Annotated in this window: 16 protein-coding genes; 8 read left to right on the top strand and 8 right to left on the bottom strand. The window is 38.8% G+C overall.

The annotated features are described in order from the left end of the window. Nucleotides 1-204: 204 nt before the first annotated feature. From metK to tyrS, 6 genes are all read left to right on the top strand, one after another. Nucleotides 205-1461, top strand: a complete 1257-nt coding sequence (gene metK / locus A3GM_RS0103480; RefSeq protein WP_018362001.1) for a methionine adenosyltransferase — start codon at nt 205-207, stop codon at nt 1459-1461. 111 nt (nt 1462-1572) lie between these two features. Beyond that, on the top strand, nt 1573-2592 hold the full coding sequence (locus A3GM_RS10955; protein WP_018362000.1) for a DUF4271 domain-containing protein: 1020 nt from the start codon (nt 1573-1575) through the stop codon (nt 2590-2592). Nucleotides 2593-2596: 4 nt separating this feature from the next. After that, nucleotides 2597-3349 (top strand): uroporphyrinogen-III synthase, encoded by a 753-nt coding sequence (locus A3GM_RS0103470; protein ID WP_018361999.1) that lies wholly within the window; start codon nt 2597-2599, stop codon nt 3347-3349. Between the two features lie 12 nt (nt 3350-3361). Further along, nucleotides 3362-3799, top strand: coding sequence for a ribonuclease P protein component (locus A3GM_RS0103465; protein WP_018361998.1), 438 nt, complete (start codon nt 3362-3364; stop codon nt 3797-3799). Then, nucleotides 3760-4014, top strand: a complete 255-nt coding sequence (gene yidD / locus A3GM_RS11350) for a membrane protein insertion efficiency factor YidD (protein WP_081614688.1) — start codon at nt 3760-3762, stop codon at nt 4012-4014. Before A3GM_RS0103465 ends, yidD begins: the two co-directional genes overlap by 40 nt. Before the next feature lie 42 nt (nt 4015-4056). Then, a complete protein-coding gene (gene tyrS / locus A3GM_RS0103460; RefSeq protein WP_018361997.1) occupies nt 4057-5358 on the top strand; it encodes a tyrosine--tRNA ligase in 1302 nt (433 codons plus the stop codon). Between the two features lie 18 nt (nt 5359-5376). Here the strand turns inward: tyrS and A3GM_RS11825 are convergent, their stop codons facing one another. Further along, nucleotides 5377-5502 (bottom strand): hypothetical protein, encoded by a 126-nt coding sequence (locus tag A3GM_RS11825; RefSeq protein WP_018361996.1) that lies wholly within the window; start codon nt 5500-5502, stop codon nt 5377-5379. Nucleotides 5503-5995: 493 nt separating this feature from the next. On the opposite strand from A3GM_RS11825, the gene A3GM_RS0103450 reads away from it, so the two are divergent. Beyond that, entirely contained in the window at nt 5996-8686 is a 2691-nt protein-coding gene (locus tag A3GM_RS0103450) for a thiol protease/hemagglutinin PrtT (RefSeq protein ID WP_018361995.1), read from the top strand. A 54-nt stretch (nt 8687-8740) separates the two neighbouring features. Continuing rightward, a complete protein-coding gene (locus A3GM_RS0103445) occupies nt 8741-11413 on the top strand; it encodes a C10 family peptidase (RefSeq protein ID WP_018361994.1) in 2673 nt (890 codons plus the stop codon). A gap of 212 nt (nt 11414-11625) precedes the next feature. On the opposite strand, the gene A3GM_RS0103440 is transcribed toward A3GM_RS0103445, so the two are convergent. The 7 genes from A3GM_RS0103440 to A3GM_RS0103410 form a co-directional block, all read right to left on the bottom strand. Continuing rightward, nucleotides 11626-13620, bottom strand: a complete 1995-nt coding sequence (locus tag A3GM_RS0103440) for a hypothetical protein (protein WP_018361993.1) — start codon at nt 13618-13620, stop codon at nt 11626-11628. A 13-nt stretch (nt 13621-13633) separates the two neighbouring features. Beyond that, nucleotides 13634-15658 carry a sialidase family protein gene (locus A3GM_RS0103435; protein ID WP_018361992.1) on the bottom strand — a complete coding sequence of 675 codons (2025 nt, stop codon included), beginning with the start codon at nt 15656-15658 and terminating at the stop codon, nt 13634-13636. A 9-nt stretch (nt 15659-15667) separates the two neighbouring features. Further along, nucleotides 15668-16201: a T9SS type A sorting domain-containing protein gene (locus A3GM_RS0103430; protein WP_018361991.1), complete on the bottom strand. Its 534-nt coding sequence runs from the start codon at nt 16199-16201 to the stop codon at nt 15668-15670. A gap of 150 nt (nt 16202-16351) precedes the next feature. Next, nucleotides 16352-18268, bottom strand: coding sequence for an FG-GAP repeat domain-containing protein (locus A3GM_RS0103425; protein ID WP_154648080.1), 1917 nt, complete (start codon nt 18266-18268; stop codon nt 16352-16354). A gap of 85 nt (nt 18269-18353) precedes the next feature. Beyond that, nucleotides 18354-19421: a family 43 glycosylhydrolase gene (locus A3GM_RS0103420; protein ID WP_154648079.1), complete on the bottom strand. Its 1068-nt coding sequence runs from the start codon at nt 19419-19421 to the stop codon at nt 18354-18356. 21 nt (nt 19422-19442) lie between these two features. Further along, the gene (locus A3GM_RS0103415) at nt 19443-21068 is read right to left on the bottom strand and encodes a RagB/SusD family nutrient uptake outer membrane protein (protein ID WP_018361988.1); all 1626 of its coding nucleotides are present in this window, start codon (nt 21066-21068) and stop codon (nt 19443-19445) included. 17 nt (nt 21069-21085) lie between these two features. Continuing rightward, nucleotides 21086-24130: a SusC/RagA family TonB-linked outer membrane protein gene (locus tag A3GM_RS0103410; protein ID WP_018361987.1), complete on the bottom strand. Its 3045-nt coding sequence runs from the start codon at nt 24128-24130 to the stop codon at nt 21086-21088. Nucleotides 24131-24312 lie beyond the last annotated feature (182 nt).

The raw sequence follows: 24312 nt of genomic DNA, 5'->3' as shown, positions 1-24312 counted from the left end.
TTGGGAGCCTATAAATATAGTGGGTGACCCACCAAAGAATATACAATTTACAAGATAATAAGCCTTTAGCACAATGTTATAAGTTGTGTTAAAGGCTTATAAGTTAATGTGGCTTAGAGAATAAGAAAGCATAAAATGCAACTTAAATGCAAAAAAATTACTACCTTTGTAGACTGTAAACATAACAATAAAAAATAGTAATATATGTCATATTTATTTACATCCGAATCTGTTTCGGAAGGACATCCAGATAAAGTAGCAGACCAAATATCAGACGCTTTGCTTGATCAATTCCTCGCATATGATGACAAATCACGCTGTGCAATTGAGTCTTTTGTAACCACAGGACAAGCAGTTGTAATGGGAGAGGTTAGCTCTGAGGCTTATATCGATATACAAACAATAACAAGAAAGACCATTAATAAGATTGGTTATACTAAGAGTGAATATCAATTTGATGGTAACTCGTGTGGTATTCTTTCTGCTATTCACGAACAAAGTGCCGACATCAACCGTGGAGTTGATAACGGAAACGAAGATGAACAAGGTGCTGGTGACCAAGGAATGATGTTCGGTTACGCTACAAACGAAACCGAAAACTATATGCCTGTGTCGTTAGATTTAGCGCATTTGTTGATGACTGAGCTTGCAAACATACGCAGAGAAGGTAAAGAAATGCGTTATCTTCGCCCCGATTCAAAGAGCCAAGTGACCATAGAATACGATGAAAATCATATTCCACAACGCATTGATACAATCGTAGTGAGCACTCAACACGATGAATTTGATAGCAATGACGAAGCAATGTTGGCTAAGATTAAGGCTGATGTAATCAACATCCTTATTCCAAGAGTAAAGGCACTGTGTGGAGATAAGGTTCTTGCTTTGTTCAATGATGATATCAAGTACTTTGTAAACCCAACAGGAAAGTTCGTTATTGGCGGTCCTCATGGAGACACAGGACTAACTGGTCGCAAGATAATTGTAGACACTTTTGGTGGTAAAGGTGCTCATGGTGGAGGCGCATTCAGCGGTAAAGACTCAAGTAAAGTAGACCGTTCGGCTGCTTATGCCACACGACATATCGCTAAAAACATGGTTGCTGCGGGTGTTGCAGACGAGATGTTGGTTCAGGTGAGCTATGCTATTGGAGTGGCAAAGCCTGTTAATGTGTATGTAGATACATACGGAAGAAGCAACGTTTCGATGTCGGATAGCGAGATTGCACGTAAGATTGAGGAACTATTCGACTTGCGTCCGAAAGCTATTGAGCGTCGTTTAAAACTACGTCAGCCTATGTATTTAGAGACAGCAGCATACGGACACATGGGTAGAAAGAATGAGGTTGTAACCAAAGTGTTTACGAGTCATTATCATCCTACACGTGAAGTTGAAGTAGAACTCTTTACTTGGGAGAAGTTAGACGAAGTAGAACGCATTAAAAAAGCATTTAATCTTTAATCGGATTGATTAAGAATAAAGACTAAACCAATAAAGAAACGAGTAGAAATGTTGCCCTTGCAATACCTCTGCTCGTTTTCTATTAAAGCCAAGAACGATTACCTTTAGAATATGGAAGTAAGAGATTCTGTACATGTTAAGACAACTGTTTCGGAGCGTATAGGCACAGAAATTCGCACAACAGAGCAACAAATGAGTGCTAATGAGGCCTTTGAAGAAACACAAGCAGCTGTAGAACAGCGGGCAAAGCAATACAAACGACGTCACAAAGCCGCCGTAGATAGCTTGTCGGCAGATAGCTTGTCGGGCAATCTTCCATTGCAGTTTAAACCCAATGTGCAAGATACTGTCTCGCAAAAACAGCAGGTTGCAAAACTAAAGACATTGTTCGCAAACGATAGTTTGTCGGGAACTAACATGCAAAGCTATAAGATTGGCGTTGCAGGAGACCCCGTTCCGTACTCTTTAGCCTCTGATAATTTGGTCACAGGACTAATGATTGGCTGCTTTATTCTTGTGATATTGTCAGTCGCTCAATCACAACGTTTCATCGTAAAGCAAACAAAGAACCTCTTTCTTGCAAGCTTTGGAGGTGACATGTCGATAACAGAAACAGCAGGAGAGTTGCGCTTTCAGTTCCTAATGAGCATACAAACGTGTTTGTTATTGGCACTTCTTTTCTTCTTTTACACCAACACTTATATAGCCCAAACCTTTATACTTGAGCAGTATCAGATCATCGGAATATTCGCAGGAGTTATCTCTTTGTATTTCTGTTTGAAAGGAATTTTATACCAATTGGTCAATAGTGTGTTCTTCGATAAGCGTCAAACGGCCAAATGGTTGCAGTCTTTTCTGTTCATAATAGCCATCGAAGGACTTCTATTATTACCCATAGTGCTGCTCTGTTCCTATTTTCATCTGTCAATGCACAGTACTTTTATTTATACAGGATTTGTGCTATTATTCTTTAAAATTGTATCATTCTATAACTCATATCTTATCTTTTTTAGGCAAAAAGGCCTGTTTCTGCAAATATTTTTGTACTTTTGCACCCTAGAAATAATACCCCTTGCAACTTTATGGGGAGTGCTTCAAATGATAAGTAATTATCTAAAAATAAACTTTTAGTTCAATGATAAAGAAGATATTGATATCTCAACCTCAGCCAACAAGCGAAAAATCGCCTTATTACGATATAGAAAAAGCCTACGGAGTGCAATGTATTTTTCGTCCATTTTTTAAGGTTGAGGGTTTAAATGCAAAAGAATTTCGCAACCAAAAGATAAATATCTTAGATTATACAGCTGTTGTATTTACTTCAAGACATGCGATAGATAATTTCTTTAAGCTTGCTAAAGAAATGCGAATAACCATTCCTGAGGATATGAAATATTTCTGTGTGATAGAAACAATCGCTCTTTATATTCAGAAATACGTACAATATCGCAAACGAAAAGTTTTTTTTGGAACAACCGGAAAGATTGCAGATTTAGTTCCATTGATGGCTAAGCACAAAGAAGAAAAGTATCTTGTGCCAATGAGTGAAGGTCATAATGAGGACGTAACAAAGCTTTTAGATGCTAAAAAACTAAAGCATCAAGAGTGCATTATGTATCGAACTGTAGACAATGACTTCAACGAAGAAGAGAAAAAAGCATTCGATTACGATATGGTTGTCTTCTTTAGTCCAATGGGAGTAAAGGCATTATACAAGAATTTTCCTAACTTCAAACAAGATAAAATCAAGATTGGTACCTTCGGACAAGGCACTGCAAAGGCTGCACAAGATGAGGGATTAGTACTTTCACTACAAGCTCCTACACCCAAATATCCATCTATGACCAGCGCAATGAACGCCTTTTTAAGAGACCAAGAAGAAGATTAATATTTGTAAGTGATGACTGATAAAGGTGTATTTTCTTTTAGAAAGTCAGAGCGTATCCATTCTCTTAAACAGATAGATGAACTCTTTGGAGGTGGGAAAAGCAGGGCTTTATCTGCCTTTCCAATTCGTGTTGTATATCGATATGTACACCGTTTGCCCACAGAAGCGCCCTTTCAAGTACTTATTAGCGTTCCCAAAAGGAATTTAAAGCATGCTGTCGACCGCAATAGAGTGAAGAGACAACTCCGTGAAGCCTATCGTTTAAATAAGCATTTGCTATTCAATTCAAAACAGAAACATTCCGACAAAGGAATGGATATGGCTTTTATTTGGCTCGATTCTCAATTATATGATTCCGATAAAGTGCATCAAAATGTCGTGAATTTATTAACACGTTTAGCCGAGAAGTTATGGAACAAAAAAACCAAAACAGAATCAAGCAAATCCTAAAGCCTTTGTCTTGGCTTTTATTGATTCCCATATTGTTTTATCAAAGGTTTATTTCTCCCTTCACACCACCATCGTGTCGATTCACACCTTCATGCTCAGAATATGCTAAAACAGCCATACTTAAGCACGGACCATTTAAAGGTTTGTACCTAAGTGTATGGAGAATACTACGTTGTAACCCATGGGGTGGAAGTGGATACGACCCTGTTCCTTAGATGAATAAATAATAATTGTAAAATAAATAAATAGATATAATAATGATAAAGAATTTTGTTGAAGAGCTAAAATGGCGTGGAATGCTTGCGCAAATGATGCCAGGTACAGAAGAGTTCTTAATGAAAGAGAAGGTTTCAGCATACCTTGGAACCGATCCAACAGCCGATTCGCTACACATTGGACACCTTGCAGGAATCATGATGTTGCGCCATTTGCAACGTTGTGGACACAAACCATATATCTTAGTGGGTGGTGCTACAGGTATGATTGGCGACCCTTCGGGTAAAAGTCAAGAGAGAAACCTTCTTGATGCCGAAACTCTTTATCACAATCAAGAATGTATTAAGAAGCAAGTTGCAAAGTTCTTAGATTTCAATGCATCTGAAGATACAGCAGCAGTGATGGTGAATAACTACGATTGGATGAAAGATTTCACCTTCTTAGACTTTGCTCGTTTGGTAGGAAAGCACATCACTGTTAACTATATGATGGCGAAAGATAGCGTGAAAAAGCGTCTAAACGGAGAAGCAAGAGATGGACTTTCTTTCACAGAATTTACCTATCAGCTACTTCAAGGCTACGACTTCTTGCACCTATATCGCACCAATAACGTGAAACTTCAATTGGGTGGAAACGATCAATGGGGCAATATGACCACTGGAACCGAGCTTATTCGCCGCACATTGGGCAACGATGCAGAAGCATTTGCATTGACCTGTCCTCTCATTACCAAGGCAGACGGAACCAAATTCGGTAAGACTGAGAGTGGAAATATATGGTTAGATAGAAACAGAACCACTCCTTATAAGTTCTATCAGTTCTGGTTAAACGTTAGTGATGACGATGCAGTGAAGTATATTAAGATATTCACAAGTCTTGAAAAAGACGTTATCGACGCCCTAATAGCAGAGCACGAGCAAGACCCAGGCATGCGAGTTCTTCAAAAACGATTAGCAGATGAGCTTACAGTTATGGTACACTCGCAAGAAGATTTGGACTTAGCTAAAGAAGCATCAGGCATACTTTTCGGTAAAGGAACAAAGGAAAGTCTTGCTAAATTCGACGATGCAACCTTGTTAAGTATATTCGAAGGCGTGCCACAATTTAAGCTTTCAAAAGACGCTTTGGGTCAACCTGCAGTTGAATTGTTCACAAGCGACGAGGTGAAAGTGTTCCCAAGTAAAGGCGAAATGCGTAAACTTGTACAAGGTGGAGGCGTTTCTTTGAATAAAGAAAAATTGCAAGCAGTAGACCAAGTCATTACAACCGACGACCTACTTAACGGCAAATACCTTCTTGTTCAACGTGGAAAGAAGAACTATTACTTAATTACAGTTGAATAATTCGTAGAGAATTAACTCTCACAACATACCAAAAGAGATAATAATGGGGTAGGGCACAGCTCGCAACAACCGAGTAAACGCCACCTTGTTGTTATCTCTTTTTCTTTTAACTCCACGCTTTAAAGCACCTTTTCCCACCGCCATTCCCTCTCTTTTTCATCGCCCTTTCCCCACTATCTTTCTGCTTTCACCCACCCATCTCCCCACCTTTTCGTTCCTCTCTTCTTACGATTGTCTTCTAATCCCACTCTCTTATTTGTTTTATCTCACCCCTCAATTCACCTCCGTACACCCCTTTCCCTCGCTTTCATTCTCACTTTTCTAACCAATTGAATTTCAATCTCTTCCAAATCTCATATTCTCCGCATCGCAAAAGCATTGTTTTTAGTAGGTAAAAGCATCGCTTTTAGGGCGCAATATCACTGCTTTTACCCTGCATTTGCATTGCTTTTAGGGGCAGATAGAATGACATATAAAACATACCATATAAGTAGAATAAAAGCAGTTCGATGAAAAGTAACGTAAAAGATAGTGGAATTTGGTTAAAAATACCTATCTTTGTAAGTCCGTAGAAGACCTAACTATCAGCTCTTTAGACTCTTCTTACGCACCATTTCAATCAAAAGCATTTTTAATAATGATTTTTTACGCAACAAAAAGACAGACAATAACCCCTTCTTTGCATGCTTTTCAAGTGTTGATGTTCATCATTGCGCTTGTGTTTTGCATGCCCCTAAGCATCACTTCGAAACCCATCACAGCACAACAAGCATTTAAAATTGCGCAAAAATACTTGCAGTTGCCCGCTAAACAACTCACCCGAAGCGGTTCAAATCACAACCATAGTGACCAAGTTGCACCCTATTACGTTTATAACGACACAAAAAATAAAGGCTTTGTCATCATTTCTGGAAACACAGAAATGGGCGAAATATTAGCTTATAGCACCGAAAGTAGCTTTGAAGAGCAAAGTGCCAACCCAGGCGCACAACTCCTTTTAAATGCCTATCGTGAGGCTTTCGAAGCCGTTTCAGCAGGCAAAAACGTTGCAGGAGCAACTCGTGCAGCCGCTCAAAGCACCCAAGTTGTGAAGCCTTTGGTAAAAACTTCTTGGGGACAAGGACACCCTTATAATCAAAAAACAGGCTATAACTACACCGGTTGCGTTGCAACAGCCATTGCACAGGTGATGAAATACCACGAATGGCCAGTGCAAGGACAAGGCGAAAACGAATATTCTGTGTCGTTCGATGGCACAAAAAAATATGTCAACTTTGCCGAATCTCGCTACGATTGGGGTAATATGGAGTCTCGTTATGGCTATTACTATCCCTCAACAGCACAACAAAACGATGCCGTTGCATTGCTTATGCGAGATTGTGGTTATGCTGTTAACATGCAATACTCAGAGAATAGCAGTTCATCAACAGGCTATGCGGCTCTTTATGCAATGAAAAATTATTTTCAATACGATGCCGTTTTGCTCTCGAAGTTTAACGAAGGCATTGAGTCTTTCGTGCGAATTATCAAGAAAGAGCTCATCAATGGCTTCCCACTTTATATCGAAGGAATACCCGAAGGTGGCAGAAGTGGACACGCATGGGTGCTTGATGGAGTAGATAAAGATGGTCTTTTCCACATGAATTTCGGTTGGAATGGACAAAGTGATGGCTACTATTCGCTCACAGCTCTTAGTGTATTAAAAGCAGGAAGTGAGTTTCAAGGACGCTCTTTGTCGTTCAATCGACAAATGAAAATTATGGTTGTGCACCCCAAGAAACCTGGAGTTGCAGCTATAGATAAAGACTTATTGCCCGAAAGTCCAAAGCTAAAATTCAACGAAGGTGGTTATATCACCATCGAAAATACCACTCAACGCACCTTTCAACAAAGCGAAACGCTACCCGTTAGCTATGCAAGTTTTGTGAATATTGGTAAACCTTTCAAGGGAGATATTGGTATTGCGGTGCTCGATAATGCAGACAATGTGGTGAAAGAGTTCTACTCTGACCATCATAACACGGGTGGTTTCACTCACTCTATCTATGCCGATTATGGCGATTTGATGGGTACCGACCACCTTATTGCTAACGCTCAAACCATTAAAGTGAAGCTTTCGGGTTTGAAAGACGGCTATTACACGCTTAAACCAGTGTGCTATCAGCGCAATGATGCAGGCGAATTCGAGGCCTTAACCTTTATGAAAACGGCTCCAACTATGGAGGTTGAGATTTCAAAAGGAAAGGTGAGAGTGAGCAAAGAATGTAATTCTACTGCCACATATCAGCTCATTCAGCACTTAGATGCAGGTAAAGAGTTGGAGCAAGGCACAACTGCTAAGATCCAATTGTTGGTTCAAAACCTCAATTCTCTGCCTAAAACAGCCTTTGCAAAGATAAAGTTAATAGACCAAAACAATAAGGTTGCTTTAGAAATGACGCACAAAAAGGCGGTTGAATTTGATGGCTTTGAAACCTTAGACTTGCCTTTCTCGCTCAACATTCCTGCCGACTTTGCTATTGGAACTTATTCTGTTGAGGTAGAAATGCTCAACTCTCTCCACCCAGAAGAGGGCGAAGAGGCTCGCAACAATGTGGTGAAAGTGAATAAGGTGCATGGCAACGAGGCTACAACCGTGGTTGTTTCAAAGGCTCAACCAACTCCATTGATGAGTAGTTGCAATGTTTTCTTTGCAGAAAGTTCTGACACGAAGTTGATAACAAACGAGCTTTTATTCTCAAGATATCCTCTATTTAAACTCATTGTCGACCTTAAAACTTCTCCAACAAAAAGCTATAATGGTCCGATTGAATTGTTCTTCGAGGATATAAGCACTAAAGAAAGAATCGCAATTTCGGCCAATAAGGGCGCAGTTATGGTGAATAGCGACTATAATCTCGAATTCTATTCTTATTGGTTACGCCCTTCTACTCTTGGAATAGAAGAGAACAAAACCTACAAACTCGTTGTTCTTGGAACGATAGACGGCGTTCAAACCGACCTTTGGAACAACAAATTGCCTTATTGTTTCTTTGTGAAAACAAGCGAATCTCTCACTATGTCGAGAAGTATTCCAACGTCTATCAACAGTAGTTCGATAGATAATGCATCGCTACAACTCTTCTATAACAACAAAGAATTGAAGTTAGAAGGACGCAACTTGCAGTGGATTGAACTCTACTTGCTAAGCGGTGAGCTATTGAAGAAAGTGCCATTAGGCGGTAATAGCGAAGCCGTTGTGAGCTTAGACGAGGCAAAAGCAGGCGTTTATGTTGCGAAGATACAAGCTAACGGCACTACCTTTGTGCGCAAAGTGTTGGTTCGCTAAGTTGCAATGTCCATCTTTTTACATACAAGAACTTAAACTCAAACAATTAAAAATATGAACTTATCATCATCACTACTCCGTGTTTTAGATGGCAGAAGTGCATCAACCAAAGCGTTGTTGGTGGGCTCTTTGCTCTCTTTTGCTATGCCTCTATGCCTCAAAGCGCATGTCGTTACACCCAAAGAGGCAGAAAACATAGCTCGAAAATACATCAAACTACCAACAAAGAAAGCCACTCGTGGTGTATCTAAGCAAAGTGGTTTCAGCCAAAATGCACCTTATTACATCTACAACGATGCACAAAATAAGGGCTTTGTAATTGTTTCTGGTACTACAGAAATGGGCGAAATATTGGCTTATAGCAACGAGAATGCACTCGACACAACCAACCTTCACCCCGGTCTTGCACAGCTTCTTAATAGCTATAAAATGGCTTTTAAGGCTATAAACACCAACAATGCGGTGGAAACAGAAGCCAAAAAGGGTGCTTTTTTCGCCAAAACGGTAGCTCCTTTACTTAAAACTACATGGTCGCAAGATGCTCCTTATAACGCACTTTTAGGTTATAACTACACTGGTTGCGTTGCAACTACTATCTCACAAGTGTTGAAATACCACGAATGGCCAGTGCAAGGAATGGGCAATATATCGTATGTAAACACCTCAGATAACCGTACTTTGTCGGGAAACTTGAATCTTTCGCAATACGATTGGGCGAATATGCTCCCCAACTACGATGCTCCTGTGCAGGCAACTCAAGCTCAACGCAACGCTGTTGCAAAGCTCATGAAAGATGTGGGTCTTGCTTCTGGAATGCAATATCACCCTGGTTTTGCCGTAGCAACAAATCAAGGAGCTTTCGATGCCTTTGTAAAACACTTCGATTATCAGGCTACTTGCGTGTATCAATCAACAGAAGGTCCTTCTGTTTTTGCTGACTTATTGCGCCAAGAGCTTGTTGATGGATTTCCATTTTACTTCTATGGAGCAACCAAAGACTATAAAGGTGCGCACGCATGGGTGGTAGATGGATTCGATGATAAGGGCTTTTTCCACATGAATTTCGGCTGGAATGGACAAAGCAATGGCTACTATTCGCTCTCGGCTCTTAATCTTTCACAATCTGGAAAGGAGTTTAATGGTGCTAAATTGGCTTTCTCTCGTGCATTTATGGCTATCTTCGCACACCCTAACAAGACTGGTGTGAAGCGCATAGACCCATCTCTTATGCCCGAAAGAGGTAACCTTTCGTTCACTGCAGAGGGTGCTTTTGCTCGTGCAAATGGGGTAGAACGCATATCAAATCGTATGGAAACCTATCCTGTTGAGTTGAGTTATATTATCAATAAAGGACGTCCTTTTAAAGGTGATGTGGGCGTTACTGTGATCGATGAACAAAACAATAGAGTGGCAACTGCGGCTTCGCAATGGCACAATGAGGGTGGATTTACTCAGCATTTCTTCACTGGTTATGGCGATGGAAAGATGCAAACAGATGGTATTTTATCTGCTCCAATCTCTGTAAACGTGCCTTTAAAAGGTTTAAAAGAGGGTGTTTACACGCTTAAAGTGGTGTCGGCAGACTATCAAGACGATAACACTTGGACAGATTGGGTGCTGCTTAGAAAGGCTCCTTACATGGTGATTAAGGTCACTGCAGATAAAGTTGAGGTGTTAGAAGAATGTTCAAAGACAAGTAGTTTCAAGTTGGTTGGTGAGCCATTCTACGACAAAACGCTCAATCCTGGTGCGAAAGTAACTTGCAATATGGCTATTAAAAACCTTTCTGGATTGCCTAAAGACGCTTATATCAAATTGAGTTTCTTAAACGATCAAGGTGTTGCTGTGTTCTCACATACAAGCGATAAGGCTTTCTCTTTCGATTCTTTCGGTACCGACTATGCTCAGTTTGAGATGAAATTGCCTACTAATCTTGCTTCGGGAACATATCAAACTAAGGTGGAAGTGGTGAATATGTATAATGCAGATGATGTTACTTTGGTGAAAAATCCATTGAACAGCACTTCTAATTCTGTGACGATCGAGGGCGAAGTGATTTCTCCTTTCTTTACAATGGCATTCCCTTCTGTTTCTAATAGCGATGGTGAAGGTATTTCATCAGAGAAGATTAATCTCAATATAGAAAAGGTTTTATCTTATGGTTTCCTTCTTAATGCGTCAGAAGGTCATAGTTATAGCGGTCCATTGTCTATCGTACTCGAAGATGTGATCACACAGAAACAAATTCAAGTAGGTGCAAAGATTGCTCATGAAGACTTGGTTGCAGGTGAGTTGAAGGTGATCAATGTAGGACAAGTTCAATCTTCTTCGCTTAAAGTACTTAACAAACGTTCGTACAAATGGATGGTGATGGGCGAGAAGAATGGTGTTCCTTTCAACTTATTAGAGAATCAAGAAGATCAATATTACGTTACTTTCGAGGGTAGCAAGACCACCAATCAAGAGTATTTAACTGGTATTTTTGACACTCAGTATGTTGAAAATGCAGCACAAAGAGTGGTGTTTGATGGTGCACAATGGAGCATATTGGGCGAGAATATCACCGATGTTATTTTGTGTAGTGTAGACGGCAAGCAGTTGTTAAGCATCAAAAATAGCGCAAATTTGACTGCCTCTGTTGCACTCCCAATCCACCAGAAGGGTATATTTGTTGTGCGTTGGAACGACAATGGCAAGTGGTTCACACAAAAGATTGTGAACAAATAAAATCGCACAACTTTTAATGTGCATTGCATTTGGTAGGGAATGTGATATAGAAATGTATCTTTTAAATACTTTTCTTACTTGATATAAGAAGATATAAAACGAAAGTATAGATAGAAGAAAAGAACAGCAACACTTTATTTTAAGTGTTGCTGTCTTTTTGTTTTCACCAATTAATGATAGACTAAAAAAATGCTTACGACTTTTATCCTAGATTACTTTAAGAATTCAACTGTTCTATTAGGACTGTAGAGCTCCCATAAAGAAGCAATAGTCCAGCCTGGTGCAAAAAGATTGTTATAGAATCCTTTACCATTTCGTCCATAGTCCCATGTCGTGTGTTGCACTACTTCAGGGTAGAAACCAGGTTTACCAATACCACAAAGGCGTTCTTTTGTTGGTAGAAGTTGATTTAAAGATGAATAAATAACATCATACATCTTTTCAAAACGCTTTTCTTCTGTAACCGAGCTGAGCCACTTAATAATATGAGGAAGTTCAAATACGAAGACATCTATGTGGTTATTTTCTACAGAAACATTACTCCAGCCACGGCTTTTGAAACCAAGATCGCCAAGCATTTGTCCTTTTGCAAATGGCACATCCCATGTGTAATACCATGAAAGAGCAAAATAAGCTGCTTGTTTACAAAGATCAATATAGTGCTGACGTTCCTTTCCTGTTGTGACCATTGCTAAGTAATAAGTTGATGTAACTGCAGCAATTGCAGCTTCCTTATCTTCGCAATTGGCATCAAGAGTTGACGAGAAATAGTCGCTTTTAGAGATAATGTTCTTTTCTACATAATCAATTGTGCGTTTAGCTGCCAATAAATACTTTTTATCTTTGAAATACTTATATCCCATTACGAGTGTAGATGTTGCAGAAGGAGTACTTCCTCCTGATGCATCTATATCTTCTCCTGCATCATTATACTTACGTGCAAAGTGGCCATCAGATTTTTGTAGTGCTATAAGATTGTTGAGAAGCTGGCGTGTACGCTTTTCCCATTCAGGGTGTTGACGTCCATGTTTTTTCTCATAGTTGAGATAATGCAGAATAGCATATATGCCTTCGCTTTGTTGGCGAATAGAATGTACAAACTCTTTGGGCATTCCTTCGCTATAATTCACCCAGTCAATAAACCAACCTTGTGCAGTAAATCCATTCTCTAACCAGCTTTTAATGATATCTTGTCCCATATTAAAGAGATCTGTTTGGTGATGTGTTTCACCATATTCAATCTCATTAAAGGCATTGAGAAGGACACGACCGCAGAATCCTAATTGTACTTCTGTATAAGGATTGCAATTCTCAGTTTCGAGAGTAATACCTGAGTTATATTTTAAAGGAAACTTATCTACAAACGAAGAACGAAAATAATTGGTGAGTTGACCTTTCATTTCACCTGCAGAATAGAGGGGAGTAATTGGTTGTGGGCGCATCTTGTCGAAACTATACTGCCACATCTTGCTTACGAACGTACCATAGTTTTCTGCCTCTATTTGATGTATTCGCCAAGTGAGAACTCTCTCTTCGCCTGCCTCTAGTTTCTGAAAAGTGGTGATAGAAGGAGCAAGAGTGAGCTTACGAATATAGCGTTTAGGACTCTCAATATATGGAAAACCAAAACAAAGTTTTACTTCATTGCTTTCATTATCAAACCCTAAGAAACCTACCGAGGTATTTCCTGGAAGTATAACCTCTCCTTCTGTAAGCTGAGGGGAACATTCCGTTGATGTGTTATTGATACGAAGAACAGAAATTCCCTTACGAAGTTGGGCATCATAGACTGACGTTAGAGGTGTTGATAGACGATCATCTCGGAAATTCCAGCTCTTACTTGTATGGAAAGAGGGCGCCTCTTTAGGTGAACGCAGATTGCGATGATACCAAAATCCTGGGAGATAAAACTCACAATTATTACTCTTAAGACTGGTTGGAAGCATGGCTCCAAGATTGAAATAAACCTGCTTTGTAGCGTGAATGCGTATAGATATAACCTTATCTTCTCCTTCTTGTTGCTCATTTATGGCAATCGTTAGAGGTAACTGTGCTGGAGCTATCAACTGATTGCCTTGCTGAGTGAGTGTATATTGACGAGAAGGGTTGCCAGGTTGTTTTAATAATAGGGTAGCCTCGATGGACTTTGCCATCATTTGAAGACTAACTGCACTTAATGTGCAGATAAGAATACTTTTTAGATTCATTGTTTTTAGTTTTTTATTTCTCTACTATTTTACCTTCAATATACTCTACAGTGTTCTTCTTGCAATTGGTTCCACTATATATAGAATGACTAATAGCGAGCCATATTGTTTGTGGATCTTTTAAGAAGAGAGAACAATAATAAGCACCTTCTCCCGCAGGAAGTGAAGCAAAGGGTAGGGTTCGTGAACCAAAGTTATGACCAGTGTTGTCTCCTATAACTACTTTTGAACGACATGTTTGCCATACTGAACCACGTTGATCAGCATGTCCGCAGAGTACAATTTCTCCTGTTGGTAACTGAATCATATATGGAGCGCAAGCACCACGGATAGGTTCTGCAATCCAACGACGATCGGTTTGTACTCCATTCCAGTCTGTTCCATCCCATTCGCCATCTAAATCACGTAGGATAAGACTAGGATTGTTGTTGCTGTGAATACTTTCAATAGAATATAATATACCTTTATTGCCTTGTAGTAGTACGGGAACTGGCATACCATCTCGGCAGTTTGGATTATAACTAGCTCGAATGAAAGATGTCCAAGTTTCTCCATTGTCTGTTGAACGTGAACAAAGAATCTCCTGATAACGATTGTTGCGTTGATTATCCCACCAAAAAGCTTCAGAAGAAACAAGTAGTTCTAGCTCGCCACCAGGTAGCTGTACGATCTGTGGTTCCCAGCAACGACCACGTCCAACGGTGATAGGATCACCCCAGGTGTTACCATTATCTTTAGAAATACTAACGAACACTTGGCAATTTGGGTTTGTTTCAGGATTGGCATTTCCTATGAATTGCATTAAGAGCCAACCGTTTTGTAAACGAGTGAATGTTGGATCTGCAAAACGATACCAGCCAAAACCATCGTTTGAGAAGCGTTTACTGTGATCCATTAGTTTCACTGGACTAGACCATGTTTGACCATTGTCTGTTGACTTTTGAAGATATATGTCTTCCCAGTGATCGGTGTTTATTGCTGTACCATCTCCACCATGGTAGGTAAGCAAGATCGTATCATTTGAAATACGTTGTAAACGAGGGTATTCTGCTTGTATGTTGTCTGGAGAAAGTTGTATTCTAGTGGTATTCCAAACAATCTTATGTTTAGCAGGGGTAACGGTTTTATCTACCTCAAAAGTACTATAATCGGTCATAGTACGTATTTTCTTAGAAATAGTTTGCACCTCTCCATCAATCTCTGTTGTTACCTTAGCGATGTATTCTGTTCCAGGTTGAAGCTTTCGAATGGTTTGTGAGGTATATAACCAATTTCTATCATGCGAGGTAGTATAGGTTTGCATGTTATCTTTTGTTCCAAACTGAAAGGTTATTCGAGGCTCTGTTCCTCTATAGCCATCGATGTGGAATTTAGCAACAATAGAGTTTTTTGTTATGGTCCAGTCTTCAGAACTCCATTTTAAACCAGGTAAAGTTTCGGTAATCTTTGCTGGACCATAAATAGTAGAGCCATCTTTTGTCTTGAAATAAACTCGTATTGAGTATTTTTCATTGGGTGAAAGATTGGGACAAACTAAATCAAACGAATCAGTATTAGGTAGTTCTGTACCAACCTTCTCTCGATACATATTTTGAAGATTGCGGCTAAGATTGTAAAAGTTACGACAGAATCCCCATTCTATTATTTCATTTCGAGGGATGCTGAAGTTTGATAATTGAAACGTTGCACTGCTAGCTGTGGTTTCAAGAAGATTAACATTGAATGTAGAAGTTTTTACTATGTGGGTTTGAATGATAGCTTTACAAGCCTCATCACCTTTAATAATTACTCGTATAAATTCATCCGTCGAGGGTGTGAAGGTATATTCTTTTGTAGTAGCTCCTGAAATATCATTCCATGTTTGTCCTTTGTCCTTTGAACGTTGCCATTGTATGTTACCATAGTTTTGGTTTGTCCATTTCAGTTGGAGAGTTGTTTTGACTCCAGCTTTGGCGTAATGAGTAAAGGTCTTTTGTGCATTGGCATGTAGTGCAAACGCAAATAGAGTAGATAGTATAATTAGTTTAAGATGTTTCATAGTGCAGATCTATTTAATAAAGGTGCGTTTAACTGTTGCTGTACCATCTGAGTAGATATAAGTGAATAGATAAATACCAGGTTGTAGTCCATAGTTAGAGGCAGATGTTAGAGCAGGTTGAATAATCTTTTTAATTAAGATCCCTGCAGTATCCATTATTCGTAATTGACTTACAGCCTTGTCGCTATTTAGAACATCTATTCCATTAGTGATTGTAGCACTGAAACGTGTACTTACCTTACAATCATTTCCATCTGTTACTTGTAAATAATAGTCGCCAGCAGCTGTTATAAATAGACTTTTCTTTGTGTCCAGAATCCTGCCATTACTATCAGTCCAGGTATAAGAGAAGTTTCCATCTCCTCCTTCTACAATAATGTCACTTCCAATGTTAAGACCACTTGGTGGTATATTTAGTGTGACATTCTCAGCAACTACTTTTAATGGTGGGTTTTGTTCAATACTAATGTCAATTATGGTTTGTGCATTTGTAACCATTGATATGAACAGCATAAATATTACAAGAATACTTTGTTTCTTCATGTTGATCTTTTTTTATTTTATCTAGCAGAGTGATTAAAAGCAATCACCCTGCTAGTTGTTATCGATGTAGGTATTTCTTTTGTCTTCTTAGAGATGATATTCCTTTGTAAGAGAATCCTCTCTATCTATTTGAAAGGTATTTAATCTAAATTATTTTACCATGACCTTTCTAACGGTTCCATCAGACATTTTAATGATGTTGACACCTTTTTCTTCCTTTTGAATTCTTTGTCCACTAATATTATAGCGTACAACTTCTTTAATTATGGTATCTTGTTCAACATTGTCTATAGCTGTAACCTCAGGTTTTCCTGTTCCTACAACAAGTGTACCTCCCTTACTAAAGGTAGAACCTTGTAGAGATGCATTAATAGTTTGAACTCCCCATTCGTAAGTACCATTAGGAATATTAGAAAGTGAGATACTTGTATTCATATAGGCATTACCCTCACGGAGTGCTTTTCTCAAACCATCTTTCTCGCCTCCAATGAAAGCTAAAACACTGTTGAGTATCTTACCTGTTGTTTTTTCTTTAAGATAGTAAGCGTAGGTAACATTCTTCTTAGATGAAGTGGCTGGTTCCCAACTTAAAGTTACATTGTTGCCTTCTACTTTCTGATTGAGAGCTGTAGGAGCATCAGGGCGTTCAGCCTTAGTATAAGGATTGTTGGTGAATACCATTGAACGACCTTTCTTATTGTCTGTAGCATCGTCAAAATATTTGTTGTCGCCATGATAACCTGTGAATGCATAATTTAATGCACCTTGAACTCCATTGTCGAGGAAGAATATACCCATCTCAGACGCTCCAGGAATGCGTTGATAAGAGGTAAGACCAGCTGGAGAACCTAAGAAAAGCCAACCTGCTTGGGTTGCTCCTGTGCCATCTAGCATTTGTGTACACCATCCATCATAGAAAAGATCATAGAAACCATCACCATTATAGTCGATTGTGCGAACTCCTATATTATTAGAGTTAAGAGGACGAACGTCTTTAGCACGACCAATAAATGATGAATTGTCGGTGTAGGTAAGTTCATTATTGCTATTGATTTTTGCCGTAAGTAGTTGAGGGAAGTAATTCCAAGCGTTAGCAGGGTAAGCATCATCTGGTGATTCACCTGTAAGGAAAATGTCAGGTGTTCCATCATTGTTAAAGTCAGCTATAGCGAAGTTACCATTACCCATTTGGTGAGAAACGCTAGTTCCTAATTCCATATTGAAGAAAGTTACATTGCCATCATCATCAAGACCCATACTTTGAAGGCCTATAAATGTACGATTCACTTTCTTACCGGCGGCAGTTAAAACAGATACTTCATTACTATTGTCTACGTTTCCTTGTAAAAGGATATCAGGAAATCCATCTTTATTAAGGTCATAAGCTTTAACTGTGCAAAGAGCCATCTCGTAGTTAGATGCTCCATCACCTATAACTCCAGCTTCTAAGACATTCTTAAAGGTTCCATCGCCTTGATTGATAAGGACTCCACAATTAGCTTGGCGATTTCCACCAACAGCACTCCAGCCTATACTAACGATATCTGGACGACCATCAAGGTTGAAGTCTGCAATGTCTATAGCTCTAGGATGCCAAGGAATAACATTACCTTCAGCATCTTTTACTGCATATTTAGGATCCTTTGTGAGGTTTCCGTTTCCGTCATTTAAATACACGCCTGAGAAGTCATAAGCTTCACCAGCAATAAAAAGGTCGATATTACCATCTCCATTAAAATCTGTAGGAATAATGTGTGAGCGAAGTCCACAGAGTTGAATAAACTCTTTTGCGGTGTAAGAAGTTCCATTCCATTTGAGAATCCATGATTGAAAATCGGATTGAACTTCATTGCCATCTGCATCAGTAATAATACGACCTGGGGCAGCTTCCCATTGAGGTTTACCTGCGACAATGATTTCCATAAGTCCATCATTATTTAAATCAATCTCGCATCCTCCTGCATAATCGTTGGCAAGTGTAGGATCAACATGGCCAACAGTGATAGACTGTGCATTTAAACTTATTGACAAGGTTGCAGCAGCCATAAAGGTAATGATTCTTTTCATAGTAGATAAGTTTAATATTAGTATTTAAGAAGAAGTATTTAACGGTATGTTCATAATACTTCTTCTATGATTATTTAAATCTGAGTTATTGAAAACGAGGACTAGCCCAACCCTTTTGTACAGTTGTAGGAGCTTTAAGCCAGCCATCTTCTAATATTTCAAATGGCGTAAGGAACATTGGCTTACGTGCAAATCCACTTTTCATAAGCGGTTTGTCTGATTGAGTTGCATTGTAAGCTAAAAAAACATGTGTTCCTTTTTCGTTAACAAAACCTCGCATAGGATTCTCTGGGTTTATTATATCTCGTCCACTTTCGAGTAGTAATTCTCCTGTTGATCCATCTGTGAGTTGGGTTCCTTTTTTGTCAAGATATGGTCCTGTGATTTTTGATGCCATAGCATAACGTATCTCAGTTCCTGTTTCTTTATTTACAGTTCCAACAAGATAGAAGCGATTACTATTGATGCGAACAATGGCAACATTGCCAAATGCTTTCTCTGTTAGCTTGATAGCTGCTCCACTTTTTGCTACACCTCTCATACGATTAAGCGTAATACGTTGTATATAGGTGCCGTCGTCTGTTGTGTAACATAGATAATAGCTTGTGGAAATCACAATTAAGAATGGATCTTTTAATGTAGTTGAATTAACATCTGTATTTGTTAAGAATACTCCTCTATCATTATAGGGACCTGCTGCAGTTGTTCCTGAAGCCGCTCCAATTTTATTACTGCCTTCAATTGTATAGAACATCCAATAGGTTGCTCCCGTAACAGCTCGTGCATAATCTACAGAAAGAGAGTTAATGCGTCCTTCGGCCCAATCTGGAGATGTAGAAAAAGCACTATTTCCTGCAGACCATGACATGAGGTTATTAGAAGAAAGGGTAGGACATATTGTTGAAATGCCAGCAGCCCATTGCGTTGTTGCAGATATTGCGGTATAGGAACTCGCTCCTTTTACAAGTGTTCCACCTTCTAAAGATGGTTCCCATATGGGATTACGGAAACTTGAATTCTCAGGATTCTTACTGCCATTCCATTGAATAGAATCTATTCCATCACCAGCAGTATCTGTACAACTGCTCATAGAAATATTGAAAAATGATCCCATAGAAATGGCAAATAGAAGTAGCTTAAATATTTTTTTCATGATGTGTTCTCTATTTAATTGTTAATAACCAGGATTTTGTGTTAATCCTTTCCAAAGATTTATCTCATGATTTGGGATAATCCATAAATGGTTTATGCCTACCTTAAAATTACGAAAATCGGCATCACGCTCGGCTATTTCATTAATCTTGTTTTGTGAGTGCAAATCACCCCATCGATCAAGGTCAAACCAACGTGTACATTCTCCGCAGAGTTCAACAACTCTTTCATGTTTTATTTGTTCCATTAGCTCTTCATAAGTGCTAAAACTTGTAGGAGTAAGATCTGCCATATTCGCTCTACGACGAACCTTATTGATATACTCTACTGCAGTAGAACGGTCACCATTCAACTCGTTTATGCATTCTGCATACATGAGATAGATATCAGCAAGACGAAGAATACGAAGGTTTGCGCCAGATGAATAGTCTTCGTTTTTATTGTCGGTTTCTACACTTGTATATTTCTTCCAATAGCATTCATGTGGAAATTGGTTATCTTTATAACCTTCAACTGCGCACCATTCAGGCCAAGTCTTTCCATAATAGTTTGCAGTTCCTGTTTGTGGTTCTGCTGGATCATAATAGAACAATGTATGGAATTTGCGCATATCTACGTTACCATCTTTATCACGTTCTTTATTAAATTCATCTAATAACCAAGCACGTGAAGAACCATCATTCCAAGCACCTGAGCCGTCACTTAAGTAAAGTCCCAGGAACTTTGGACGTTGACTACCAACTTCATTTCCATTAATAAGACCATCTTTAAAGTTTATTTCAAATAGACTTTCAGAGTTATTCTCATTGCTTTCTGTGAAATTATCCATCCAATTATCACAAAGTCTATAGATGCCTAAAGCAAAGATGTCTTCAATGTTCTTCTTTGCAGCCTGCCAATAAGTCTTTGCACCTTCGAGATCTTGGTTAGTAGTATCCCATGGACGATGGCATTTAATACCTGCTAACTGCATATTCAAACGTGCCATCATACCAAGTGCACCTCCTTTTGTAACACGACCCTTTTCTTCTGTAGGCCAATTAATAGGTAACAAGGTAGAGGCTTTGGTGAAATCCTCAAGGGCTTGTTTGTATAATTCTTCTTGTGTGCCTATAGGTCCATTCTCGGTAGAGCTTGTTTGTATTGGTCCTGTACCATAAATACCCGCAATAGACCAAAATGCTACGCCACGTATAAAATAACCTTGTCCTAAAATATGATCTGCTTCTTCTTTAGAGAAAAGTTTATATCCAGTAGAATTCATATTGTCTATAACTTGATTAACGTAGTATAGGCTGTTATAGATCGTTTGCCAAGGTAGACTAATACCTGCGTTTCCATCATAGTTATAAGCAGAGATAATAAAATTAGCGTCAGCTTGGAATTCTGTATTAGGGCTTTCACTCCAACCCTCATCACTCCGAAGAATCATTAATACTTGGAACCAGCGACTAAAATAACCTGGGCGACGCCATGTAGAATAAGCTGCAGACAATCCTTGATCAAATTGTTTGGTTGTCTTCCAGAATGTATTAGCCGTTTCTCGGTTCGGATCATTGAGAGAAAGCCAATCATCGTTGAGAGAGCAAGAAGTAAAACTTGCAACGAATGAAGCGGTTAAAAGTGTTTTAACTATAATATTTTTCATAAGGAATAATTCTTTAATTAAAATGTGATCTGTAATCCAATATTGATTTGGCGAGTTGATGGATATTGTCCATAATCAATGCCTTGTCCGTATACATCTGTACAGATTATATCTGGGTCATAGCCTTTGTAACTTGTTAAAGTCACTAGATTAGTACCACTAACGTATGCACGTACTTTTCTTAAACTTACCTTTTTACATAAAGATTCAGGAAGAGTATAACCTAGTTGAATATTTTTTAGACGGAAGAAACTTGCTTTCTCGAGGAAACGATCACTTCCTTTGTTGTTATCAGTAGAGTTCGCATACATACGTGGATATTCATTTGATGGATTATCCCAAGTCCATGGTGTTACATCTGCAGGAATGTTATCAACATTGAAGTTGAGTGTTGATGCACGTACTTGATTATATATCATGTGACCAAACTTGCCTGCCCAAAACATATTGAAGTCAAAACCCTTCCAAGCAAGCGATGCATTGAAACCTAATTCGAACTTAGGAAGTGGACTTCCGCTCCAGTCTCTATCAGTGTCATCAATTTTTCCATCTTCATTCACATCTATATATCGTACATCTCCAGGCTTTGCGTTGGGCTGTATTATTTTAACCGTTCCATCTTTTAGTGTTGTTGTATAATCGTATACTTCATCCATAGATTGGAAAATACCATTTGCTTTGAGCAAATAGAAATCAGAAATAGAACGACCAACCTCTGTTCTTGTGTATCCACCTTGTACATAAGCATCGCCCATCTTAAGAACTTCGTTGCGTAAAGTTGATAGGTTACCACTAATAGTATAGCTGAAATCTCCTTTTTGTTCCTGCCAACCTAAGGTTAATTCAATTCCACTGTTGCGAATAGAACCATAATTAGTCCAAAGTGTAGAGATTCCTGTAGCCCATGCTTGTGGAACGTTTAGAAGAAGGTCTGTTGATTTTGCATTAAACCATTCAAAAGAACCAAATAATCGGTTGTTGAAAGAGTTAAAGTCGATACCAATATTTGTGGTTGTTTTAGTTTCCCAACCTAGATTTACATTCACTTTAGATGTTTGAGTTGCTCCATAGTGAATATTTTCGTTTCCAGAAGGACCAAAAACAGCATAAAGTCCTTCATAAGGTCCGTTGTGATCAATAGTAGGTATATAACTATAATTTCCAGAAGACTGCATATCACCCACCTTTCCCCAGCTTGCACGGATCTTCATGTTGTTAACAACGTTCTTTAAAGGCTTCCAGAATTCTTCCTCAGAGATACGCCAACCAAGAGATAGTGATGGGAAGTAACCACGGCGATTTGCTGGTCCAAACTTAGAACTACCATCAGAACGGAAGTTAAATTGTGCAAGGTATTTGCCCGCATAATTGTAATCTAGACGACCAAGGTAAGATATCTGTCTTCGTTCTTGTTCAGAGCCTTCCATATTATTTTGTTTACTAACAAGATCTATTTGCCATAAACCAGGAACTTGTTGGTCATAACCTTCGTTCATAAGCCAATGCCAGTTAATGTCTTCGGCAGTATGTCCAATTAAAGCAGTTATATTATGGTTGCCAAATGAATTCTCATATGTTAGCGTATTTTCAATAATTGTGGTTATTCGTTGTGCTCTGTTTTCAGTAAGAACATCCTTATATCGAGTTTCTCCAGAGGCCATACGCATTGTATAGCAATGATTCATATATTTACGTAGGCCAAACCATGCATCCACGCCTGCATTAAACTTATAGCGGAAATGCTTGAATAAAGTAAGTTCTGCAAAGAAATTAGCGATGGCACGATTATCGATACTTATTCCTTTGAACGAATTTTGTATGGCAACAGGGTTACTTGAATAAGTTGGGAAATTTGCACTTCCATATCCATATCCACCTCGTCCTGAAGGTTCATTGGGATCATATACTGGTATTACAGGTGGCATTGCCAAAGCATTTGAGAATGAACCTGAATTTGTTTCATTGTTTTTAGCATACTGGAAAGTACTATTGACTCCAATTTTGAGAATTCCATAAGTTGCGTCACCATTAATACGGCCTGTAAAACGTTGATATTTTGGTCCTTCAAATACACCAGTTTGACTCATGTAGCCAGTTCCTATAGCAAAATTTACTTTGTCGGAACCTTGTGCGTATAGCGCATTATAATCTTGAGTAAATCCTGTTTTAAACACGGCACGTTGCCAATCCGTGTTAGGAATCATCTTACCTGTGTTCGTTATTGAGTAGTTTGCTGCTGGCCAAGCTGTGTTTGCATTGATATATGCCTGTTCATTGTAGTGCATGAAGTCTATAGCATTCTTCATTTCTATTTTCTTTGGCATATCAGCAATACTCCATGTTGCAGAAACATCAAGTGTAGGTTGTCCTTTATGTCCTTTTTTTGTTGTAATAAGAATAACTCCATTAGCTCCACGAGCTCCATAGATGGCTGCAGCTGAGGCATCTTTTAATACCTGCATTGATTCTATTTCATTAGGATTGAGGTGAGTAACGTCGTTTACGATCATTCCGTCGAGAACATATAAAGGTCCTACTGTGTTGAAAGAACCTATACCTCGAATTTGAACTTGACTCATAGCACCTGGCTGACTGGTTGTTGATACAGACACACCAGGAACTTGTCCTTGTAACATTTCATAGATATTGGTAGCAGCAGTCTTCTTTGCTTCTTTCATATCAACCACTCCAATAGCTCCAGTAAGGTCTGCTTTCTTTTGAGTTCCATAGCCAATAACAACGATTTCGTTGAGATTGCCCGAGCTTTGTTTCATTTGTACATTTATAGTAGTGCGATTGCCTACTTGTACTGTAACATCATCATACCCTACATAAGTAAAGATAAGGGATACTGAATGAGCATCTTTAACTCTGTATTTGCCGTCGAAATCAGTAACGGCTATACCTTTTCCATCAGGAGTACGTACTGTAACACCGATAAGCGGCTCCTGATTCGTGGCATCGGTGACTGTTCCTGTGACCTCTTGACCCAAGGCCGTCAAGGAAATTGTGAACAGAATGAAAAGCATAAAAACTTTTCTAAGGTTAGATACATGTTTCATACATTGTTCTTAGTTATTTATTAGTTACTTGTATTAGATAAATTCTGCTAGTATTCTGATGCCACAAAATTAGGTTTTCCATGGATTTAGTAGTATAAAAAATGGTCCAAAATATAATAAAAACCAACCAAAAACAATATTGCGAGGATTATTTTATGGATAATCCCCGCAATAATTAAACG

This window comes from Hoylesella nanceiensis DSM 19126 = JCM 15639, assembly GCF_000379965.1.
In the GTDB taxonomy this organism is placed as follows: domain Bacteria; phylum Bacteroidota; class Bacteroidia; order Bacteroidales; family Bacteroidaceae; genus Prevotella; species Prevotella nanceiensis.
The sequence above is the reverse complement of the archived record's forward strand: the minus strand, read 5'-3'. Positions and strand labels throughout refer to the sequence as shown.

Coding starts and splice junctions, on each gene's coding strand:
- A3GM_RS0103415 (WP_018361988.1), bottom strand. CDS start 21,068: ATGAAAAATATTATAGTTAAAACACTTTTAACCGCTTCATTCGTTGCA.
- A3GM_RS0103465 (WP_018361998.1), top strand. CDS start 3,362: ATGACTGATAAAGGTGTATTTTCTTTTAGAAAGTCAGAGCGTATCCAT.
- A3GM_RS11825 (WP_018361996.1), bottom strand. CDS start 5,502: ATGGCGGTGGGAAAAGGTGCTTTAAAGCGTGGAGTTAAAAGAAAAAGA.
- tyrS (WP_018361997.1), top strand. CDS start 4,057: ATGATAAAGAATTTTGTTGAAGAGCTAAAATGGCGTGGAATGCTTGCG.
- A3GM_RS0103410 (WP_018361987.1), bottom strand. CDS start 24,130: ATGAAACATGTATCTAACCTTAGAAAAGTTTTTATGCTTTTCATTCTG.
- A3GM_RS10955 (WP_018362000.1), top strand. CDS start 1,573: ATGGAAGTAAGAGATTCTGTACATGTTAAGACAACTGTTTCGGAGCGT.
- A3GM_RS0103450 (WP_018361995.1), top strand. CDS start 5,996: ATGATTTTTTACGCAACAAAAAGACAGACAATAACCCCTTCTTTGCAT.
- A3GM_RS0103425 (WP_154648080.1), bottom strand. CDS start 18,268: ATGAAAAGAATCATTACCTTTATGGCTGCTGCAACCTTGTCAATAAGT.
- A3GM_RS0103420 (WP_154648079.1), bottom strand. CDS start 19,421: ATGAAAAAAATATTTAAGCTACTTCTATTTGCCATTTCTATGGGATCA.
- yidD (WP_081614688.1), top strand. CDS start 3,760: ATGGAACAAAAAAACCAAAACAGAATCAAGCAAATCCTAAAGCCTTTG.
- A3GM_RS0103470 (WP_018361999.1), top strand. CDS start 2,597: ATGATAAAGAAGATATTGATATCTCAACCTCAGCCAACAAGCGAAAAA.
- A3GM_RS0103435 (WP_018361992.1), bottom strand. CDS start 15,658: ATGAAACATCTTAAACTAATTATACTATCTACTCTATTTGCGTTTGCA.
- A3GM_RS0103445 (WP_018361994.1), top strand. CDS start 8,741: ATGAACTTATCATCATCACTACTCCGTGTTTTAGATGGCAGAAGTGCA.
- metK (WP_018362001.1), top strand. CDS start 205: ATGTCATATTTATTTACATCCGAATCTGTTTCGGAAGGACATCCAGAT.
- A3GM_RS0103430 (WP_018361991.1), bottom strand. CDS start 16,201: ATGAAGAAACAAAGTATTCTTGTAATATTTATGCTGTTCATATCAATG.
- A3GM_RS0103440 (WP_018361993.1), bottom strand. CDS start 13,620: ATGAATCTAAAAAGTATTCTTATCTGCACATTAAGTGCAGTTAGTCTT.